The organism is Peribacillus sp. QJM3NY_7, assembly GCF_056173225.1.
Map to the genome: position 1 here is coordinate 3,575,559 of NZ_CM149663.1, position 17,825 is coordinate 3,593,383.

The 17,825-nt window shown below is 41.5% G+C and carries 22 protein-coding genes; 2 read left to right on the forward strand and 20 right to left on the reverse strand.

The features are described from left to right. Window positions 1-7: 7 nt before the first annotated feature. The 20 genes from AC0VX1_RS17070 to AC0VX1_RS17165 all read right to left on the reverse strand — a co-directional run bounded on the left by AC0VX1_RS17070 (window position 8) and on the right by AC0VX1_RS17165 (window position 16,010). Window positions 8-901, reverse strand: a complete 894-nt coding sequence (locus AC0VX1_RS17070; protein WP_057278792.1) for a polyprenyl synthetase family protein — start codon at window positions 899-901, stop codon at window positions 8-10. 1 nt (window position 902) lies between these two features. Next, entirely contained in the window at window positions 903-1,136 is a 234-nt protein-coding gene (locus AC0VX1_RS17075; RefSeq protein WP_342602256.1) for an exodeoxyribonuclease VII small subunit, read from the reverse strand. Next, on the reverse strand, window positions 1,133-2,485 hold the full coding sequence (xseA, locus tag AC0VX1_RS17080; protein ID WP_057278793.1) for an exodeoxyribonuclease VII large subunit: 1,353 nt from the start codon (window positions 2,483-2,485) through the stop codon (window positions 1,133-1,135). Before xseA ends, AC0VX1_RS17075 begins: the two co-directional genes overlap by 4 nt. A 139-nt stretch (window positions 2,486-2,624) precedes the next feature. Then, entirely contained in the window at window positions 2,625-3,500 is an 876-nt protein-coding gene (folD, locus tag AC0VX1_RS17085) for a bifunctional methylenetetrahydrofolate dehydrogenase/methenyltetrahydrofolate cyclohydrolase FolD (RefSeq protein WP_034308293.1), read from the reverse strand. A gap of 69 nt (window positions 3,501-3,569) precedes the next feature. Further along, the gene (gene nusB / locus AC0VX1_RS17090) at window positions 3,570-3,962 is read right to left on the reverse strand and encodes a transcription antitermination factor NusB (RefSeq protein ID WP_034308295.1); all 393 of its coding nucleotides are present in this window, start codon (window positions 3,960-3,962) and stop codon (window positions 3,570-3,572) included. 450 nt (window positions 3,963-4,412) lie between these two features. Beyond that, the gene (locus tag AC0VX1_RS17095) at window positions 4,413-4,817 is read right to left on the reverse strand and encodes an Asp23/Gls24 family envelope stress response protein (protein ID WP_222620245.1); all 405 of its coding nucleotides are present in this window, start codon (window positions 4,815-4,817) and stop codon (window positions 4,413-4,415) included. Between the two features lie 37 nt (window positions 4,818-4,854). Continuing rightward, on the reverse strand, window positions 4,855-6,207 hold the full coding sequence (gene accC / locus AC0VX1_RS17100) for an acetyl-CoA carboxylase biotin carboxylase subunit (RefSeq protein WP_057278794.1): 1,353 nt from the start codon (window positions 6,205-6,207) through the stop codon (window positions 4,855-4,857). A gap of 14 nt (window positions 6,208-6,221) precedes the next feature. Continuing rightward, window positions 6,222-6,722 carry an acetyl-CoA carboxylase biotin carboxyl carrier protein gene (accB, locus tag AC0VX1_RS17105; protein WP_034308306.1) on the reverse strand — a complete coding sequence of 167 codons (501 nt, stop codon included), beginning with the start codon at window positions 6,720-6,722 and terminating at the stop codon, window positions 6,222-6,224. 624 nt (window positions 6,723-7,346) lie between these two features. Then, window positions 7,347-7,928, reverse strand: coding sequence for a SpoIIIAH-like family protein (locus AC0VX1_RS17110; RefSeq protein WP_413010488.1), 582 nt, complete (start codon window positions 7,926-7,928; stop codon window positions 7,347-7,349). A 14-nt stretch (window positions 7,929-7,942) separates the two neighbouring features. Beyond that, window positions 7,943-8,614 (reverse strand): stage III sporulation protein AG, encoded by a 672-nt coding sequence (gene spoIIIAG, locus AC0VX1_RS17115; RefSeq protein WP_048681803.1) that lies wholly within the window; start codon window positions 8,612-8,614, stop codon window positions 7,943-7,945. 7 nt (window positions 8,615-8,621) lie between these two features. Next, complete coding sequence (gene spoIIIAF / locus AC0VX1_RS17120; RefSeq protein WP_034308312.1) at window positions 8,622-9,230, reverse strand: stage III sporulation protein AF; 609 nt, start codon at window positions 9,228-9,230, stop codon at window positions 8,622-8,624. 16 nt (window positions 9,231-9,246) lie between these two features. Beyond that, complete coding sequence (spoIIIAE, locus tag AC0VX1_RS17125; protein ID WP_034308314.1) at window positions 9,247-10,455, reverse strand: stage III sporulation protein AE; 1,209 nt, start codon at window positions 10,453-10,455, stop codon at window positions 9,247-9,249. A 30-nt stretch (window positions 10,456-10,485) separates the two neighbouring features. Next, window positions 10,486-10,866, reverse strand: coding sequence for a stage III sporulation protein AD (gene spoIIIAD, locus AC0VX1_RS17130; protein ID WP_223255841.1), 381 nt, complete (start codon window positions 10,864-10,866; stop codon window positions 10,486-10,488). 23 nt (window positions 10,867-10,889) lie between these two features. After that, on the reverse strand, window positions 10,890-11,093 hold the full coding sequence (gene spoIIIAC / locus AC0VX1_RS17135) for a stage III sporulation protein AC (RefSeq protein ID WP_034308319.1): 204 nt from the start codon (window positions 11,091-11,093) through the stop codon (window positions 10,890-10,892). Between the two features lie 21 nt (window positions 11,094-11,114). After that, window positions 11,115-11,630, reverse strand: coding sequence for a stage III sporulation protein SpoIIIAB (spoIIIAB, locus tag AC0VX1_RS17140; RefSeq protein ID WP_034308322.1), 516 nt, complete (start codon window positions 11,628-11,630; stop codon window positions 11,115-11,117). After that, the gene (gene spoIIIAA, locus AC0VX1_RS17145; protein WP_057278798.1) at window positions 11,623-12,555 is read right to left on the reverse strand and encodes a stage III sporulation protein AA; all 933 of its coding nucleotides are present in this window, start codon (window positions 12,553-12,555) and stop codon (window positions 11,623-11,625) included. The genes spoIIIAB and spoIIIAA overlap by 8 nt, the downstream gene beginning before the upstream one ends. 756 nt (window positions 12,556-13,311) lie before the next feature. Next, window positions 13,312-13,869, reverse strand: a complete 558-nt coding sequence (gene efp, locus AC0VX1_RS17150) for an elongation factor P (RefSeq protein WP_034308328.1) — start codon at window positions 13,867-13,869, stop codon at window positions 13,312-13,314. A 26-nt stretch (window positions 13,870-13,895) separates the two neighbouring features. Then, complete coding sequence (locus AC0VX1_RS17155) at window positions 13,896-14,957, reverse strand: M24 family metallopeptidase (RefSeq protein ID WP_098866544.1); 1,062 nt, start codon at window positions 14,955-14,957, stop codon at window positions 13,896-13,898. Next, window positions 14,954-15,403 (reverse strand): type II 3-dehydroquinate dehydratase, encoded by a 450-nt coding sequence (gene aroQ / locus AC0VX1_RS17160; RefSeq protein ID WP_048677783.1) that lies wholly within the window; start codon window positions 15,401-15,403, stop codon window positions 14,954-14,956. Before aroQ ends, AC0VX1_RS17155 begins: the two co-directional genes overlap by 4 nt. A gap of 94 nt (window positions 15,404-15,497) precedes the next feature. Beyond that, complete coding sequence (locus tag AC0VX1_RS17165; RefSeq protein WP_413024635.1) at window positions 15,498-16,010, reverse strand: YqhR family membrane protein; 513 nt, start codon at window positions 16,008-16,010, stop codon at window positions 15,498-15,500. A gap of 334 nt (window positions 16,011-16,344) precedes the next feature. Between AC0VX1_RS17165 and AC0VX1_RS17170 the strand changes: the two genes are divergently transcribed. Next, complete coding sequence (locus tag AC0VX1_RS17170) at window positions 16,345-17,301, forward strand: DUF1385 domain-containing protein (RefSeq protein WP_475468056.1); 957 nt, start codon at window positions 16,345-16,347, stop codon at window positions 17,299-17,301. A 136-nt stretch (window positions 17,302-17,437) separates the two neighbouring features. Then, window positions 17,438-17,812 carry an SA1362 family protein gene (locus AC0VX1_RS17175; protein ID WP_048677789.1) on the forward strand — a complete coding sequence of 125 codons (375 nt, stop codon included), beginning with the start codon at window positions 17,438-17,440 and terminating at the stop codon, window positions 17,810-17,812. Window positions 17,813-17,825 lie beyond the last annotated feature (13 nt).

Consider the following 17,825-nt stretch of genomic DNA (forward strand, 5'->3'; position numbering starts at 1 on the left):
GCCACAATCAATGATTACGGTTCGCAATTAAATCAGTTAGTTCATTCAACAAACCCGTTTGTAAGGTTGTTTTTCCTAAAGCGGCATGGGCAAGTTCTATATGATGTTCCAACTTTTGCTTTGCCCCTTGAAGGGTTAGTAAAGAAGGATATGTGCTTTTATGATTCCCCACATCACTGCCAACCGGCTTGCCGATCAACTCGACTGACCCTTCAATATCCAGAATATCATCGCGAATTTGAAAAGCAAGCCCCAGGTGGTATGCAAAGTCACGTAAATGCAGTTGCTGTTCTTCACTCGCCCCTGCTAATATAGCACCGGAAAGGATGCTTGCAGTCAATAACTTCCCTGTTTTATGTTCATGTATATACTCCAATTCCTGAAGGGTCAGCTGTTTATTCTCACCTTCCATATCGGCAACTTGCCCCCCAACCATTCCTTCGGCTCCGGCGGACTTCGCAATTTCACTTACAAGGTTCAGCTTCATTTCAGCCGTGACCTCGGGATTGGTCATATCCGTCACCAATTGAAAGCTATAAGTAAGAAGTGCATCACCTGCCAGTATGGCCACCGCTTCACCGAACACTTTATGATTCGTCGGTTTTCCGCGGCGGAGATCATCATCATCCATTGCCGGAAGGTCATCATGAATCAAAGAATATGTATGAATCATTTCAATGGCAGCCGCTGCAGGAATCCCTATCCTCAAGCTTTTTCCAAAGGCCTCCAAAACCGCAAAGACCAATAATGGGCGAATCCGTTTACCCCCTGCCTGCAGTGAATAGATCATGGCTTCTTTGACTACTGCCGGGGCTTTAAGTTTATTGACATATTCGACGATTTCCCGTTCTATAATTGCCTTATATTCATTAGAAAACATTTCAAAGGACGCCGTACCCATGTCATTCTTCCTCCTTTACAGCAAAGTTTTCAAGTTCCCCATCTTCGCGTAAAATTTGAGTCAACTGATCTTCAACAGCCTTAAGCTTTGAATGGCAAAGCCTTGATAAATCCATCCCTTGTTTATATATTGAAATGGCTTCTTCCAAGGGCACATCGCCTTCTTCCAACTGCTCTACAATTTTTTCGAGATTCTCCATCGCTTCTTCAAATGTAGCTTCCTGTTTTTTTGTCATGATTCAATCCGCTCCTTAATTTCTTTAATTTCACATTCAAGAGTTCCATCTTTTATCGAAACCGCTATCTTATCCCCTTTTGATACTTGCTGTGTACTTTTTACTAATGTCTCATCCTCAGCAAAAACCAATCCATAGCCCCGTTCCATGATTTTTAGTGGACTGAGAGCAGATAAAGTGGCTGTAATATGGACGAACTGCTGAGATTTATGCCGATAGATGGCTTCCATGGCCCTCCGTAAAACCTTTGCATGCTGCTGCAGTTCATCTTTCGCATTTTTCACCGCTTGTTCAGGATGCTGCTTTTTCAAAATATCGTTCAGCTGATTCAGCTCATCTCTCTTTTTCATGAAATATCGCGTGCTGGTCCTCCCTAGCCTGTCCATCGTCTTGTCTAGTTGTTCCAGCTTCTGTTCGTACATTTTATGTGGGTAACGGAAGGCATAAGACCTCTCCATCCTGGTCAAACGGGTTCGTTCAAAATTCACTGCTTCTTGAATGGAGCGGGTCAATCGATTCTTGCGGTTCATCAGGCGTTCGAGTATTTCATTCAAGTGAGGAACCGCTAACTCTGCTGCACCAGTCGGTGTAGGAGCACGCATATCGGCGACAAAATCAGCAATCGTAAAGTCGGTTTCGTGACCGACAGCAGAAATTACAGGTATATCGGAATCATATATAGATTCAGCCACTATCTCCTCATTAAAGGCCCATAGTTCCTCGATCGACCCGCCGCCCCTTCCGACAATGAGAACATCGCTTTCCGCCCTTGCGTTCGCCATGGAAATTGCCTTGGCAATCGATTTAGCGGCATTATTCCCTTGTACAAGTGCTGGATAAACGATGATCCTGGCGATCGGATATCTCCGCTTGATGGTTGTCAGGATATCTCTTAATGCAGCTCCGGTCGGCGAAGTTATGACCCCTACAGACTTAGGGTACTGCGGGATCGGCTTCTTGTGTTCGGCCAAAAACAAGCCTGCCCCCTCCAGCTTTTTCTTCAGCTGTTCATAAGCAAGATATAAATCCCCCACACCATCAGGGGCCATGCTTTTCACATAAAGCTGATACTGTCCTCCAGCTTCATATAATGATATATCACCCTTAACAAGTACCTTCATGCCATTTTCAGGAAGGAATTTCATGCCTTTATTATTGGCGGCAAACATGACGGAGAGAAGTCGTGCCTTCTCATCCTTTAAAGTAAAATACATATGTCCGCTTGTATGTTGTTTAAAATTTGAAATTTCACCTTTTATGTATACATTTTGCAAATGGGGGTCGGCATCGAACTTCCTTTTGATGTACTTCGTTAAAGCCGACACACTCAAATATTGTTGGTTGCTCATATAATGTCTCCTTCCGATGGAAATCGGATATAAAGAAAACTCACCTATAGATTATCATAAATCCATGAATGGAAAAAAAGCGGTCTCCCGTTATTATAAAACAAGAGGTCCGCTTCTTTAAAATAATTTAACGTTTTTTTCAGCTTTTTAATGCTTGCTTGTTTGATTCAAGAGCTTTTTGAGCAGATTTGACCGTATTCTTCATAAGCATCGTAATCGTCATGGGACCAACGCCTTTAGGAACAGGTGTAATGTATGAAGCCTTATTTTTCACTTCATCAAACGCCACATCACCGCAAAGCTTCCCTTCATCATTCCTGTTCATTCCGACGTCAATGACGATTGCGCCTTCTTTAATATGGTCACTCGTGATCGTGTCCCTCTTTCCGACCGCTGCCACAACGACATCGGCTTGCTTGGTATAATAAGCAAGATCCTTTGTCCGTGAATGACAGTATGTAACGGTTGCATTTGCGTTTAAAAACAATTGTCCGGCTGGTTTTCCGACGATATTACTTCTCCCTACGATGACAACATGCTTACCTTCAAGGTCATAGTCGATATACTCAAGCATCACCATGACGCCGTACGGAGTACAAGGTAAAAATGCATCTTGTCCCGTCATCATCCGCCCAATATTAATCGGGTGGAATCCATCTACATCCTTTTCAGGGGAAATCGCTTCAATAATCGCCTTTTCCTGAATATGTCCAGGCAAGGGCAGCTGCACCAATATACCATGAATGCTGTCATCCTGGTTTAATTCAGCAATGCTCTGAATTAATTCCTCCTGAGATAGATCCGCAGGTTTTTTAATTAGTACGGAATGCATACCCAAGTCCTCACAGGCCTTTTGCTTATGGCGCACATAAGTTTGAGATGCTTGATTGTCACCCACCAGGATTACAGCTAAACCCGGAACGACATTTTTTTCACGTAACTGTTGAACTTCCTTACTGATTTCCTGCCTAACTGACTCTGCAATTTCTTTACCATTAATGATTTGAGCTGACATGTGTTTATTCCTCCCAAGTTAATTTTGCTAAAGAAATTGCTGAGAGAATCCTTGTTCAAGGCTGCAGCTTTAGCTGCCGCTTTTCACCTTCACTTTGGATAAAACGGCATTTACAAAGCTGCTTGATTGATCATCACCGAATTTCTTAGCAATTTCAATAGCTTCATTCATTGCAACACTTACAGGAACATCTTCACTGTGAACCATTTCATAAACCGCGATCCGCAGTAAATTCCGATCAATGTTCGCCAGTCTTTCCAACGTCCAATTCTCTAAATTGTCCCTGATCATTCCATCAATTTGTTCACGATTTTCCGTTATCCCCATTACTAATTTCTTGAAATAATTATCAGTGGGAGCACCATCCAGTACGCTTTCCATTGCTTCTTCTGCATTCGAGTTGGCAATATCTATCTGATATAGTGCTTGAAGGGACTTTTCACGGGCTTCTCTTCTTTTCATAATCTTACTCCTTTTACATCTACTATTATATATGAAAATGCTAGAACAAACGAACATTAAATAACATTTTTTCAAAAATATTAAGATTCTCGCCATATTTTTTATAAAAACAAGCTAAATCCCACTAAATTAAAGGCCAAAATATTCAATATCTTGATTCAAGATTACATCTCAAGATTACTTTCCATTTAAACGGCCAACACAGTCCCATACTTTTTGAAAGTGTCAAAAAGCTCTTGCCTAGCTTTCATGCTCATATTTCACCTTTTACACTCTAACAGAAATCACCCTTGAATTAAAGGGAAATTTCCAGACACCGCCTTATTATGTTCATTTATATTTAATATTATAAGCAGGCTCCAAAAACGGGTATCTTGGAGTTTACTTTCAAAAAAACAAAAACCCGGCTTTTTGCCGGGTTTTTGCTGGTGTGAATCGAATGAAGCCCACTTACACTTCTTGTTCGTAATCCGCTTCTTGTTTAGCGTTTTCAAACGCAATGCCCACTACATGAATGTTCACTTCGCCAGCGTCGATAGCGGTCATATTCAACAAAGCTTCACGAATGTTATCTTGCACTTCCTGAGCAACTTTCGGAATTGAAACACCAAACTTCATGACACAATAAAGTTCGACTTTGATGGATTCTCCCGTTAAGTCCACTTTAACACCTTTACCGTGGTTCTTTTTACCAAGCTTTTCAACAACACCCGTAGCGAAATTCCCGCGCATATGTGCAACACCTTCAACTTCCGATGCAGCGATACCCGCAATCACCTCTATCACCTCAGGCGCAATCTCAACTTTGCCCAGCCCACTATTATAATCATTCATTTCGAGTAATTGGCCTTCCATTTCACTCATTCAAAAGCACCTCCTGTCTTCCTTTACATTATGAGTTCATTACATCATATATTTCAAGGAATTTGGTATTAAATTCCCCGGAAACAAATTGTTCATGCTGAAGTAACTTAATATGGAAAGGAATTGTGGTACTGATCCCTTCAATGACAAACTCACCCAAGGCGCGTTTCATCTTCTCGATTGCCTCTTCCCTAGTCGGTGCATGGACAATCAATTTAGCGATCATGGAATCGTAATACGGCGGTATCGAGTACCCAGGGTATGCAGCAGAATCCACACGAACTCCGTAGCCGCCTGGAGGTAAATACATTTGAATCTTACCTGCGGAAGGCATGAAATTCTTTTCTGGATTTTCGGCATTGATCCGGCATTCGATAGACCATCCGTTATAAGTGACATCCTCTTGCGAAAGCGATAGTTTGTTGCCTGAAGCAACTTTAATCTGTTCTTTAATCAAATCCACGCCCGTTACCATTTCTGTAACTGGGTGTTCAACCTGGATACGTGTATTCATTTCCATAAAGTAGTATTTTCTATTCACATAGTCATAAATAAATTCTACTGTTCCGGCTCCTGAATAGTTTACGGCAAGTGCAGCCGTCACAGCGGCCTGCCCCATTTCCGCACGTATTTCACCATCCAACGCCGGTGACGGGGTTTCTTCAACAAGTTTTTGCAAACGTCGTTGGACCGTACAATCACGCTCACCTAAATGGATGGCGTTGCCATGATTATCTGCCATGACCTGTATTTCAACGTGACGGAAGTCCTCGATGAACTTTTCAATATACACGCCAGGATTCCCGAATGCCGTCGCGGCTTCCTGTTGTGTGATGTTAATGCCCTTAATGAGATCTTCTTCCGTCCTTGCGACGCGGATACCTTTACCGCCTCCGCCTGCAGTAGCTTTGATGATGACTGGATAGCCCATTTCATTAGCTAGTGCTACACCCTCATCCGTATCTTTGATTATGCCTTTAGAACCTGGCACGATCGGTACACCAGCTTTGCGCATGGTTTCCCTTGCTACGTCCTTTGTACCCATTTTATTGATCGCTTCAGGGCTAGGACCGATGAAAATGATATTGCATTCACGGCATAGCTCGGCAAAGTCGGCATTTTCAGCTAGGAAACCATATCCCGGATGAATTGCATCGGATCCCGTTTTCTTGGCAGTGCTGATAATGTTGGTTTTATTTAAATAACTGTCTTTTGATAATTTAGGACCGATGCAATATGCTTCATCAGCAATTTGAACATGTAATGCTTCTTTATCTGCTTCTGAATAGACAGCAACAGTCTCGATTCCTAACTCCTTGCATGCCCGGATGATACGGACAGCAATTTCCCCGCGATTGGCAATTAATACCTTTTTAATCATTTAGAAACAGCTCCTCATTCCGGCTTTACTAAAAATAATGGTTGACCATATTCTACAAGCTGACCTTCTTTTACAAGGACTTCAACGATTTCACCGCTTACTTCAGCTTCGATTTCATTGAAAAGTTTCATGGCTTCCACGATGCAGACGATGGAATCCCCCGTTACTTTATCGCCTGCTTTTACGTATGCAGGTGAATCCGGTGCAGGAGATTGGTAGAATGTCCCTACCATAGGGGAAGTGATTTTATGTAAATTTTCCTGTTCAGTGACGGCTGCAGCCGGTTTTGCAGGTTCAACAGCTTTCGGTACTTCAGGGGCAGGGGCCGCTGCGGGCTTGACCTCTACAGCTGCATTGGCTTGAACAACATCTGGAGCAACTGCTGCTTGGTGTAATACTGTACCCGTTTCGGTTTTTTTCAATTTAATTTTCGTTCCTTCATTTTCGAAAACGAATTCACCGATATTTGATTGATCGACTAACTTAATAATTTCACGTATTTCTTGCACTTTCATTTTGTGGCACCCCTTGTCTAATTTAATATGAGTTTGTGAGGCAATAATATTTTATGTAACCCTACCCTTAGCTTATCCTACTTTGTCCAATACTGCACAAAGTAGCCGCTTTCTTTACGCGAATGCGAATAAACTGACTACAAACCCCATCTGTATTATAACAGATATTTCACTTTCTCAAAATATTGTTTCCCTAAGAAAATTGAAAAGTTTATGACCAGCTTCTAACATCATACAATATTAGCTTATACAAATTCAATGATAGATTAATTGTTACTGAATATCCATACTTCCATCTTACACCTTTATTATAATATTGTGAATATATATCAACTTGGGCACCTTAACGCTTGCTCTTTAATTTTGCATTTCATTCCTGGAAAACCATCCATAATATCCATTGTAATTACTTTTCTAGAATATTACGGATGATCATTATCACCATTTCTATTTGAGTTCCTGATTCCAATCGACATAAAAAAGCTTTTCCTCTAAAGTTTCCAGGTTTGTGAGATAGTTTAAAAAATCATAATAAAAAAGCCTCCCATTTTTTTATTAAGGGGGCTTTCAAATTTTTATGAGGTTGAACTGTTCTGTATCAGTCACTTTTTTCTGTATGTGTGTTTACTTTTCCGGTTGGAAATCGACCACTACATTTTGTGCATCGCTCACTTCTTTCCTTACGAGGCGGATAATGTTATTTGCCTCTGTTTTCGTTTGTTTATCCGCCTTGACACTCACCTTAACATCCGTTCCGTCCACCCGGACCAGTGCGGCATTGTAATCCATAGCAACAATTAAGTTTTCGATGATATTTTCTTTCACTTTCGTTTCACTTAATTGTTCGATTTTTGCATAAGCCTCGTCTCTTTCTTCAGCTGATAGTTCTGTGTTGCCCATCTTTGCAGTCAATTCTTCATTCAGCTTCGCCCGTTCATCTTCAATCTGCATCCTTAACGATTCGAACTCATCTCCAGATGCAATGGTTACAGAGGAACCTTCTGTATTTTTGGAAGTTTCTTTTTCACTTTTGTTTTCCCCTTTTGTCTCTGTTTTGTTCTCTGTTTTATTTTCTTCCTTTTCCATTTGCTCTGTTGCCGTCATATCGGCGGCATTTTCTTCAGGAGCGGTTAAATAATAGACTGAAAGCACAACTACCAGACTTAGCATAGTCAATAACCAAACGGTTTGTTTTTTTAATAACATGTAGATTTTCCCCCTTATTTTTTAGGCATGACAGAAACCCTGTGACTCGGTACATCAAGTGAGCGTGTGACAGCCTCGATGATCCACTTCTTTATTTGAATGTTTTCGGCCCCTTTTGCGACTACCAGGACTCCTCGTACACTAGGTTTTTTCGTTTCCGAAATGATCGGTCCTTCTTTTTCACCGCTCTTGACCAAAACTAGCTGTTCATCAACGGATGTGTCTTCAACCGTCCTTTTGCCGCCTTCCTGGTCGGTTTCTTCAGTGACTTGTTTTTGGGTGACTTTATTTCTTTCATATACTTTTTTCTCGGATGCATCGACGTAGATTACGACTTTCACATCCTGGACGCCTGCGATGGATTCCAGCGCTTCCTTCATTTCATTCTGTAGATATATTTCATAGTCTTTTGTAGTTTTGAATTCTGATTTCTTCTGGCCGAATGTTTCAACATCCCCATCTTCTTCCTGCTGTTTATCATTATTGAATACAGTCGTCACTTCAGATGTTTGTCCCGTCTTGTTGGTGGTTAACAAATTCCCGGCCATCATGATTCCCGATCCCAAAAGGACAACTATTAGAGCATAAACATACAGGGAAGGTTTTTTTTCCTTAGGCTCTTTTTGGTCAGGGTCTTTATTTAATAGTTTTTGCAGCCAGGATAATGGACCTTTGTCTTTGTTCAATACTCAGTCACTTCCTTTCCCCGGCGATTTCAATGATCTCTTCATCAACAGACCAACTTGTTGCCAGAAACCTTTTGACAGCATCCAGATTGGCATCATTCGAAGTGGATGGGCTATCTGTATTGATATCAACCTTCGCTACTGCCTCTATCTCCGAGTTTTCTTTCCCTTCTGCCTTTTCCAATGAGATGGTTATGTTCTGCAGATCATCAACACCCGGCTCTTCCTCATTCTTGACCCCTACATCAATTGAACTAATCCTCATGTTATAATCCGCCATCAGCTCCTCTTCCACTTCTGCCTGTAAGTCAACAGCCATTTGTTTTAAAATATATGCACCCTGGGTAGCTTGTATTTCTTTTTTCTTCATTTCTGTCAAATTTCCTAAATCTTTTTTTTTCTGATCCTCAAATTCACTAGTGGCCGCAGTGAGAATATCATCGAAATCCTTATTGAATAATCCCAATATAGGAGTGATGATGATTGCAATCAGTAAAAGCCCGATAACCATTTTGGCATACTTCTGTAAAGCTGAATTCGGCAGAAGCATATCGATCACAGTAGCCAGCAGTACAAATATGATGATGTTGGATACCCAGCCAGCTAAAAAACTCACCAAGTCCTCCTCCTTTCTAACGAACCATCAGGGTAATGTTTCCAGAGGCGATGATTACCGTGATACTTAAAAAAAACATGAGTGAGACAATGGCCAATGCGGCGAAAATATAAATCATGCTTTTACTTATGATGTCAAGGCATTTTATTACAGGTCCTCCGCCCAGCGGCTGCAAAAGACTCGCTGCCAATTTATAGACAAAAGAAATCATCAGGATTTTTATGGCGGGAAATGTGGTAATGAGCAAGAGAATGATGACGCCTGACAATCCCACTGTATTTTTCAAAAGGACGGAGGCACTAATGACCGTATCCGTTGCATCGGTAAACATGCGCCCTATGACCGGTATAAAGTTACCTGTCACGAATTTGGCTGTCCTGATCGTCACTCCGTCAGCTACAGCTGAGGATGCTCCCTGAACGGAGATCACACCAAGGAATATGGTCATGAATGCTCCAAGGATCCCGATGGCAAAATTACGGAGAAGTTGTGCCAGCTGTGTCACTTTGTAATGTTCGGTCAACGTGCTGACTATGCTTAAAATCGCTGCAAAGAATAATAACGGAAGGACGACGAACTGAATCAAGATGCCGCTTGTATTCATCAAAAACATCAATACCGGATGAAAGAAGGCTGCCGATACAAGTCCGCCTGAAGCAGCTATCAATGCCAAGAGTAAAGGGATGAGCGCCATTAAAAAGGAAATCATCAAATCTATCGTATCTTTTGTATATTCAATCGCCACATGAAAACTGTTAAGTGCCAAAATGATCAGCACCATATAAACGATTGCATAAGCGACCTTACTTACGGAGCTTTGCTCGAACGCATTCTGCAAAGACTGGAGGAACATGCTGAAAACGGTTAATAAAATGAGTGACCCCAGCAGCTTTCCATTCACGAGCAGTTCATGAAAAATGAATTTTGTGATTCCCTTTATCCATTCATCAAATGAAAATTTCTTATCGCCGCTTACAAAATCCATGAAGCTCCCTTTCTGGCTTTCCGGTAAGAATCCTCCATATTCCGTAACGATGTCATCCCAATATTGTTTGAGCTCATCGACGCCCAGCCTTTCTATTTGGGCTTGTACCAGTTCGGACTGCATGATCGGCTCTTGATCAACTTCACCATTTTCTGGATTTTCGGCAGCTTGTCCAATAGATGCATGCAAAAAAAAGAGTAAAACGAATAGTATGGATAAGTAAGGCATCCGCTGCTTCATACATTCACCTCATTGACTAGGAGTAATCCATTAACTTGGGAGCATCTGTAGAATCGTTTCGATAATGACGGTCAAAATCGGAATCGCCATGGCAAGAATCAAGATTTTTCCGCTCAATTCTATTTTGGAAGCGAGCGAACCTTGCCCTGCATCTTTTGTAATTTGGGAAGCGAATTCTGCAATATAGGCAATTCCGATTATTTTTAAAATGGTCTCTAGATACACGGTATTTACATTCGCATTAACTGCAATTTTTTCTAACATTAGAATGATTTCGTATATCTTGTCAGCTAAAAAAAGAAAAATGGAGCATCCTACAAAAACAACAAGCAGGAATGCTAAATTTGGTTTTTGCTCTTTGACGATCAGTGCCAAAAAGGTGGCAACTAGGGCAATGGCCACGATTTTTATGATTTCAATCGCGAATCCCTCCCTTACTGAAATAGAAATACAGATTTAATTTTTTGAAATAAATCCTCTACTACAGAAGCAACCATGAATAATATATAGATAAATCCGAAAAGTGTCACCCACTGGGCATATTCCTTCTTCCCAACCTGATCGAGTATCGTGTGAAGAAATGCCACTACAAGCCCCACACCCGCTATTTTAAATATGATGTCCACGTCAATGCCCATTTTCATTCCCCCCACATATTCCTACATCAGCAAGATGATCAATAATAGCCCTGATAAAAAACCAAGACTTTTCATCATTTTTTCATATTTCCCCTGGCGGTCGAGTGCATCGGTTTCTTCCCGTTCCAGATGTGCCATCGTTAGCATGATTTGCTTTTGCTGATGATATTTATCGCTTTTCCCAAGCGTCTCCCCAAACTGTGAAAGAATCTCGAATTCTCCCTGTTTTAAAGCAAGGGATTGCCATATTTTCTTCAAACTATCATCCCATGCTTCTTTGACGGTGGTTTCACCTGACTCGAGCCGATTTGCAAATGTATCGAAAAAGCTGGACAAAGGTTTGGCCATCTGTTTAGAAAGTTTCCTTGCCGCTTCTTTCAAAGGTGTATGACCGAACATGATTTCAGCTTCAAGCGATTGCATGGCGACTTTCAGCTGTCTAAGTTGACGAGGCCTCATACTTAATTTTTTCGCCGCTTCAAAACCTGCCCAAGTCGTCGCTATAATAATTATCGCTGCTCCAATTAACTTAAACATGCGGGTTCACACTTTCTCCCAAGTAAATGGGAACCCCTGCTGCATCAAGGACTTTGTAGCCCCTCCTACCGGATTTACTTCTTTTTAATTCAATAAAGCGTTCAAAGATGTTTTGCTTTAATATTTCAGCGATAATGGGTCGCTTCTTGATTTCATCCAGTGTATGGCCATGCGTGGTTATCATGAGTTTAATACCTGCATTCACGGCTTCCAGCACAGCCTGCGTATCCGCTTCCCTGCCTATTTCATCCACGATCAATACATCCGGGGACATCGAACGGATCATCATCATCATCCCTTCCGCTTTAGGACATCCATCGAGCACATCAACCCTTGTTCCGAATTCGAGCTGCGGCACTCCATGCACACATCCGGCAATTTCTGAGCGCTCGTCCACTATCCCCACCTTTTGAGGGGCAATGCCGAGTTTTTCATTACCACTGGATATCATTCTTGCAATATCACGTAATATGGTCGTTTTTCCCGTTTGCGGAGCACCGATCAACATGGTATGCTGCCATTCCCCGTCATATAAATATGAAGTGAGAGGTTCGGCTGCACCTATTTTTTCACGTGCAACCCGAATATTGAATGAGGAAATATCCCTGATCGCTTTGACCGAACCATTTTCCAGGATCACCTTGCCAGCAAGCCCCACCCGATGTCCCCCCGCTATGGTTATATATCCTCGCTTTAATTCTTCCTCAAGCGTATATAACGAAAATTGACCTATATTATTCAATAATTGATCTGCATCCGAATGGGTCACTTCATAGGAAAAAAAGTATGGTTCCCCCCCTACAATGACCTCAAGCGGCCTGCCAACCCGAATTCGCAGTTCTTCCATCCTATCGATCACCATCGGTGTCATACCGCGGAGTTGCTCGTATAAACTTTTCGGTAAAAAAGAAAGAATCGTTTCCATTTTGACAATCCTCCTGTATACACCACTTTCAATAAAATATATGCCGACAAGCACGCAATGATGACAGGCTATTAAAGAAACGGACCATTTATTGATTTTTTATAGCTTCCTGGATCTAAAAAAGACCGAGAAATTAATCTCGGTCTACGTCTTTTTATTTTAAAAAAGTTGCAGTTGATTTCAGAAATCCTCTCCCTTTCCGCCGACTGTCTGCCAAGCCTCCTCGGCGCAAGCGCCTGTGGGGTCTCGGCTAGCCAGTTATTCGGCAGGAGTGCCGCAGATTTCTTCAATCCAGTGAGGGTTCCACTCCATAAAAAAGTAAAACATGAAGGGTAACCAAGTCTTCTTATAAAATCATGGTTTGGGATGAGACCATACGGACCTTCCAGACTGGGAACTTGAGGAGATGGGGATGCTTTTTAAACATGATCATGATTCGATCAGCATGAATGATTACTTTAGACCAACTGGTGCCAGCTTGTAAAATGGAGATTAAAGAGGAATATCGTGTGTACAAATCATCCAATTGCATTTGTGCAGGACTCGTTCATTTTTATCACAGTGTTGTACAGAAAGTAAGGACCTTCAGAAAGTGGTGGCACTCCATATTGGCATGAATATACGGAAGAAGCAGATCATCTGCGTCATCATGAAGTCCAATCCCATAAAAAATCAAAAAGGTTTCGGAATGAAACCATTCCGAAACCTTTTTGTCTGCAATTTGAGGCCGAGATATTAATCTCGGCCTTCTTTCATTTATGCACGTGATACGTAAGAACCTTCATTTGTATTGATCAATAGTTTGTCACCTTGGTTGATGAAAAATGGCACTTGAACCGAAAGGCCTGTCTCAAGTACGGCTGATTTCGTGCCGCCTGAAGATGTATCGCCTTTAATTCCAGGCTCAGTCTCCGCCACTTCTAGTTCCACTGTGTTTGGAAGTTCGACACCAAGAGTTTCCGCTTGGAAAGTCATGATATGTACTTCCATATTTTCCTTTAGGAACTTAAGTTCACGTTCAATGCTTGAAGCCGGCAGCTCGATTTGGTCATACGTTTCGTTATCCATGAATACATGGCTGTCTCCACTTGCATAAAGGTACTGCATCTTGCGGTTTTCGATATGTGCTTTAGCAACTTTTTCACCAGCACGGAATGTTTTCTCCTGGATTGAACCCGTACGAAGGTTCCGAAGTTTAGAACGTACAAAAGCTGCACCTTTACCAGGTTTAACGTGTTGGAACTCGATAACCTGCCAAATTCCATTGTCTACTTCAATCGTAACACCCGTGCGAAAATCGTTTACAGAAATCATAAATTTGTCCTCCTACATGTACATGTTTACAGAATGATTAACTCTTTAGTTGAATGAGTAAGTGCTTCGTTACCGTCAATTGTAACGATTGTATCATCTTCAATCCGCACTCCGCCTACGCCCGGTAAATAAATGCCCGGTTCAACGGTTACAGCCATACCTGGTTCTAAAATGATATCAGACCTAAAGGATAATGCTGGACCTTCATGAACTTCAAGGCCGATTCCATGTCCGGTCGAATGTCCAAAATACTGCCCATATCCCTTTTCTTCAATTAGATTTCGAGTTAGTGCATCCGCTTCCCTGCCAGTCATACCGGGTTTGATCCCAGCCATTCCTCTCAGTTGAGCTTCTAAAACAATGTCATAAATATTAATAAGTTCTTCACTTGGCTTGCCAACCGCTAATGTCCGAGTGATGTCAGACACATACCCGTTATAATATGCCCCGTAATCCAATGTGACAAAATCGCCTTTTTCGATGATTTTATCAGTAGCCACTCCATGCGGAAGTGCGGACCTTATGCCGGATGCTACTATAATATCGAAGGAAGAAGAAGTTGCCCCTTGTTTCCTCATAAAGAATTCAAGTTCATTGGATACATCCAGTTCCGTAATCCCTGGACGCAGGAAATCCAGAATATGCGTAAACGCAGCATCAGCAATAGCAGCCGCTTCCTTTAATATCTTAATCTCTGACGAAGTCTTTATCAAGCGTAAATTCTCAATAACCCCAGACACCGGCAAAAGTTGGCCATCAATGGCCGCTTCATAAGCTTTATATGTAGCATAAGTCAGGTGCTCTTGCTCAAAACCCAGCTTGCCGATGTTCATCGCTTTAGCCTGCTTGCCGACTTCTTCCATGATGGTTCCTTTGTGTTGAACGACTTCATAGTCCGGTGCCTGCTTGCCCGCTTGTTCCACGTATCTGAAATCAGTGATGAATTTAGCTTCTTTTTGGGAAATGAGGACAACGCCTGCACTTCCCGTGAAGTTGGTCATGTATCGGCGGTTATATGTACTGGTGATCAAAAAACCATCAATGCCCACCTTTTCCATCGAGGCTCTTAAGCGCATTAGTTTATTCATTTAATTTCCCCCTTTGCAATCTTTGTGATCGCCTGCAACGCCAATTCATAACCGTGTATCCCCAAGCCGACAATCTGTCCCGCCGATACCGCAGCGGTCACTGATTCATGTCGAAAGCTTTCACGGGCATGTATGTTCGAAATATGCACTTCCACCACTGGAACATCAATTCCGGCTATTGCATCACGAATCGCATAACTATAATGAGTAAAAGCCCCAGGATTAATGATAATCCCGTCGATCCCATGATCCTCTGACCAATGGAGCTTGTCGATAATCGCTCCTTCATGGTTAGTTTGAAAAGAGGTTAATTCCACATTTAACCCTTGTGCTTGCAGCATTAATTGCGCTTCCACATCCGCAAGCGTCGAGGATCCATAATGCGCAGGTTCCCGCTTCCCCAAGCGATTTAAATTCGGACCATTGATTAGTAAGATTTTTGTCATCATCAAACACCTGCTCATGTTAAAAGATTGCTTTCCATGAACATTCTATCATAATTCCAAATTGTCTTACTACTTTTTTACAACCAAGAAGCAATCAGCTTTCCGATTGCTTCTCGGCCTTGTTTTTATGGCGTATATATTCCTGATGATCATATGATATAGAAAACCCTACAAAAAGACCGTATATAATAAAAATGCATACACTTGTTATAACCGTATTTGCTGACATTTTATAAAAAGTTGGCAAATCGATGAACATCGGTTTCAGGACAAATACAAGTAAAGCCCAGCAGACCACCCCCAAAAAAATACCCGGAAAAATACTCTTCATCCTTTTAAAGAGACTATAGTATATAAAAGCGATCCCCACGGATAAAATTCCGAATAAAATCATGGTCATTACCGTACCGAGCCAATGATCGATCCAGGTCATATTTGACCACGAAGTCAGTATGAATTTTGGGCTAAAATCCATAAAGTTAACATAATAGGCTAGGATTCCGATAAAACTTGCTAAAGCCCCCCCAACAAAACCGACAGCAAGTACATTGTAGATTAACATGCTTTGATATTCCTGTTGAATTTGTCCATTTTCATTAGAAGACATATCAAACACCTCCGCTACGTAGTATGCCCTTTGTTAAATAGAACTATTTTTTTTTATTATTGGGGAGGAGAATCACTAGAGGTTTTGTGATTAATTCTGTATGATTAAATCATAAATAATCTGCTTTTTTCAGAGGAAAATCCCCTTCCTCTGTTGAAATTTATAATGTACACAGGATAATACCTTCCTGTGATTCAACATTCAAAAAGCAATTGTAAGGGATAAAGCTTCCATTCCATTTTGGAGGACCGCCTTAAACCCTTGTGATGCTTGATAATACACATGTTAGCACCCATGAGAGAGCTACGTGAATAACTATTAGGTTGGTGTAGAAATGTCTGAGGTTCAAAAACCCGTTTATGGAGGGCAGGCTGTAGTGGAAGGCGTCATGTTCGGTGGCAAACATCACACAGTCACTGCGGTACGCCGCAAAGATTCGACGATTGTATATTATCATCTGCCGCGTGAATCGAAACCTGTTGTAAACCGCTTAAAAAAAATACCGTTTCTACGGGGTATCGTATCACTGATTCAGTCAAGTGCCACCGGTTCGAAACATCTTAACTTTTCAACTGAACAGTATGAAGAAGAAGAAGACGGGGAAAAACAGGTAGAAACGAAAAAAGAAACGAAAGACCCCTCTAAATTAAGTCTTTGGCTAGGTGTTGCCGTTATCGGTGTGATCTCCTTCCTATTTGGGAAATTGCTTTTCACCTTGATTCCTGTCTTCCTCGCAAAATTGACAGAACCCATTTTCAGTGGCCATACGGCTCAGGTATTAGTGGAAAGCTTGTTCAAGCTGATTTTACTGCTCGTATATATTTATGTAGTTTCCTTGACGCCATTGATCAAGCGGGTCTTTCAGTATCATGGAGCAGAGCATAAGGTGATTAATTGCTTTGAAAGCGGAAAAGAATTGACGGTTGCGAATGTGCAGTCAAGTTCCCGCCTTCATTATCGCTGTGGCAGCAGTTTTATTTTATTTACTGTCATTGTAGGGATGTTTATCTATCTTCTTGTACCAACGGATCCGCTATGGGTTCGTGTCGTCAATCGCATTTTGCTTATCCCCGTCGTGCTCGGCATAGCATTCGAAGTCTTGCAGTTGACTAACAAAGTAAGGGACACTCCCATCCTGCGTTACCTTGGCTATCCCGGCCTTTGGCTTCAGTTATTGACAACCAAAGCCCCTACCGATGATCAAGTCGAAGTCGCATTGGCATCCTTCCAAGAATTATTGAGGATGGAAAAAGAGACCAAAAAAGGTTTAGAATCGGATGTAATTGTGTAAAACATCTATACACATTTTGATGATGAAAAATCATATACTAACTAAATGAATGATCTTCATTTTTTCAAATATTTTACATTTAGAATGTTTAAAATAAGCTAAAAATGCTTATGATGCTCTTAAGGAGGTGTCTTTGTTGAAACGTTTCATATCTTTCATGATATACGGAATCATCGCCCTCGGAGTCCTCGGACTATTGAGCCGACTATTTAATGACCCGATTGGCTTTTTTAGAAACATTCTCATAATAGCCATTGTCGCAGGGATTATTTATATGATTTATACCGGATTAACAAAGGGAAAACCAGTTAAGAAAGAGCAGCAAGCATTCCGAAAGGCTGCCCGCCAATCGAAAAAAAGGCTAAAAAACCGAACTTCGAAAAAAGATAATGTGGCTAGCTTCTCTGCAGCAAAATCATCAAAGAAAATAAAATGGAGAAAGAAAACGGATAGTCACTTAACCGTCATCGAAGGGAAAAAGAATAAAAAGAAAAATCGGGCTTCTTTTTAAGAGCCCGATTTTT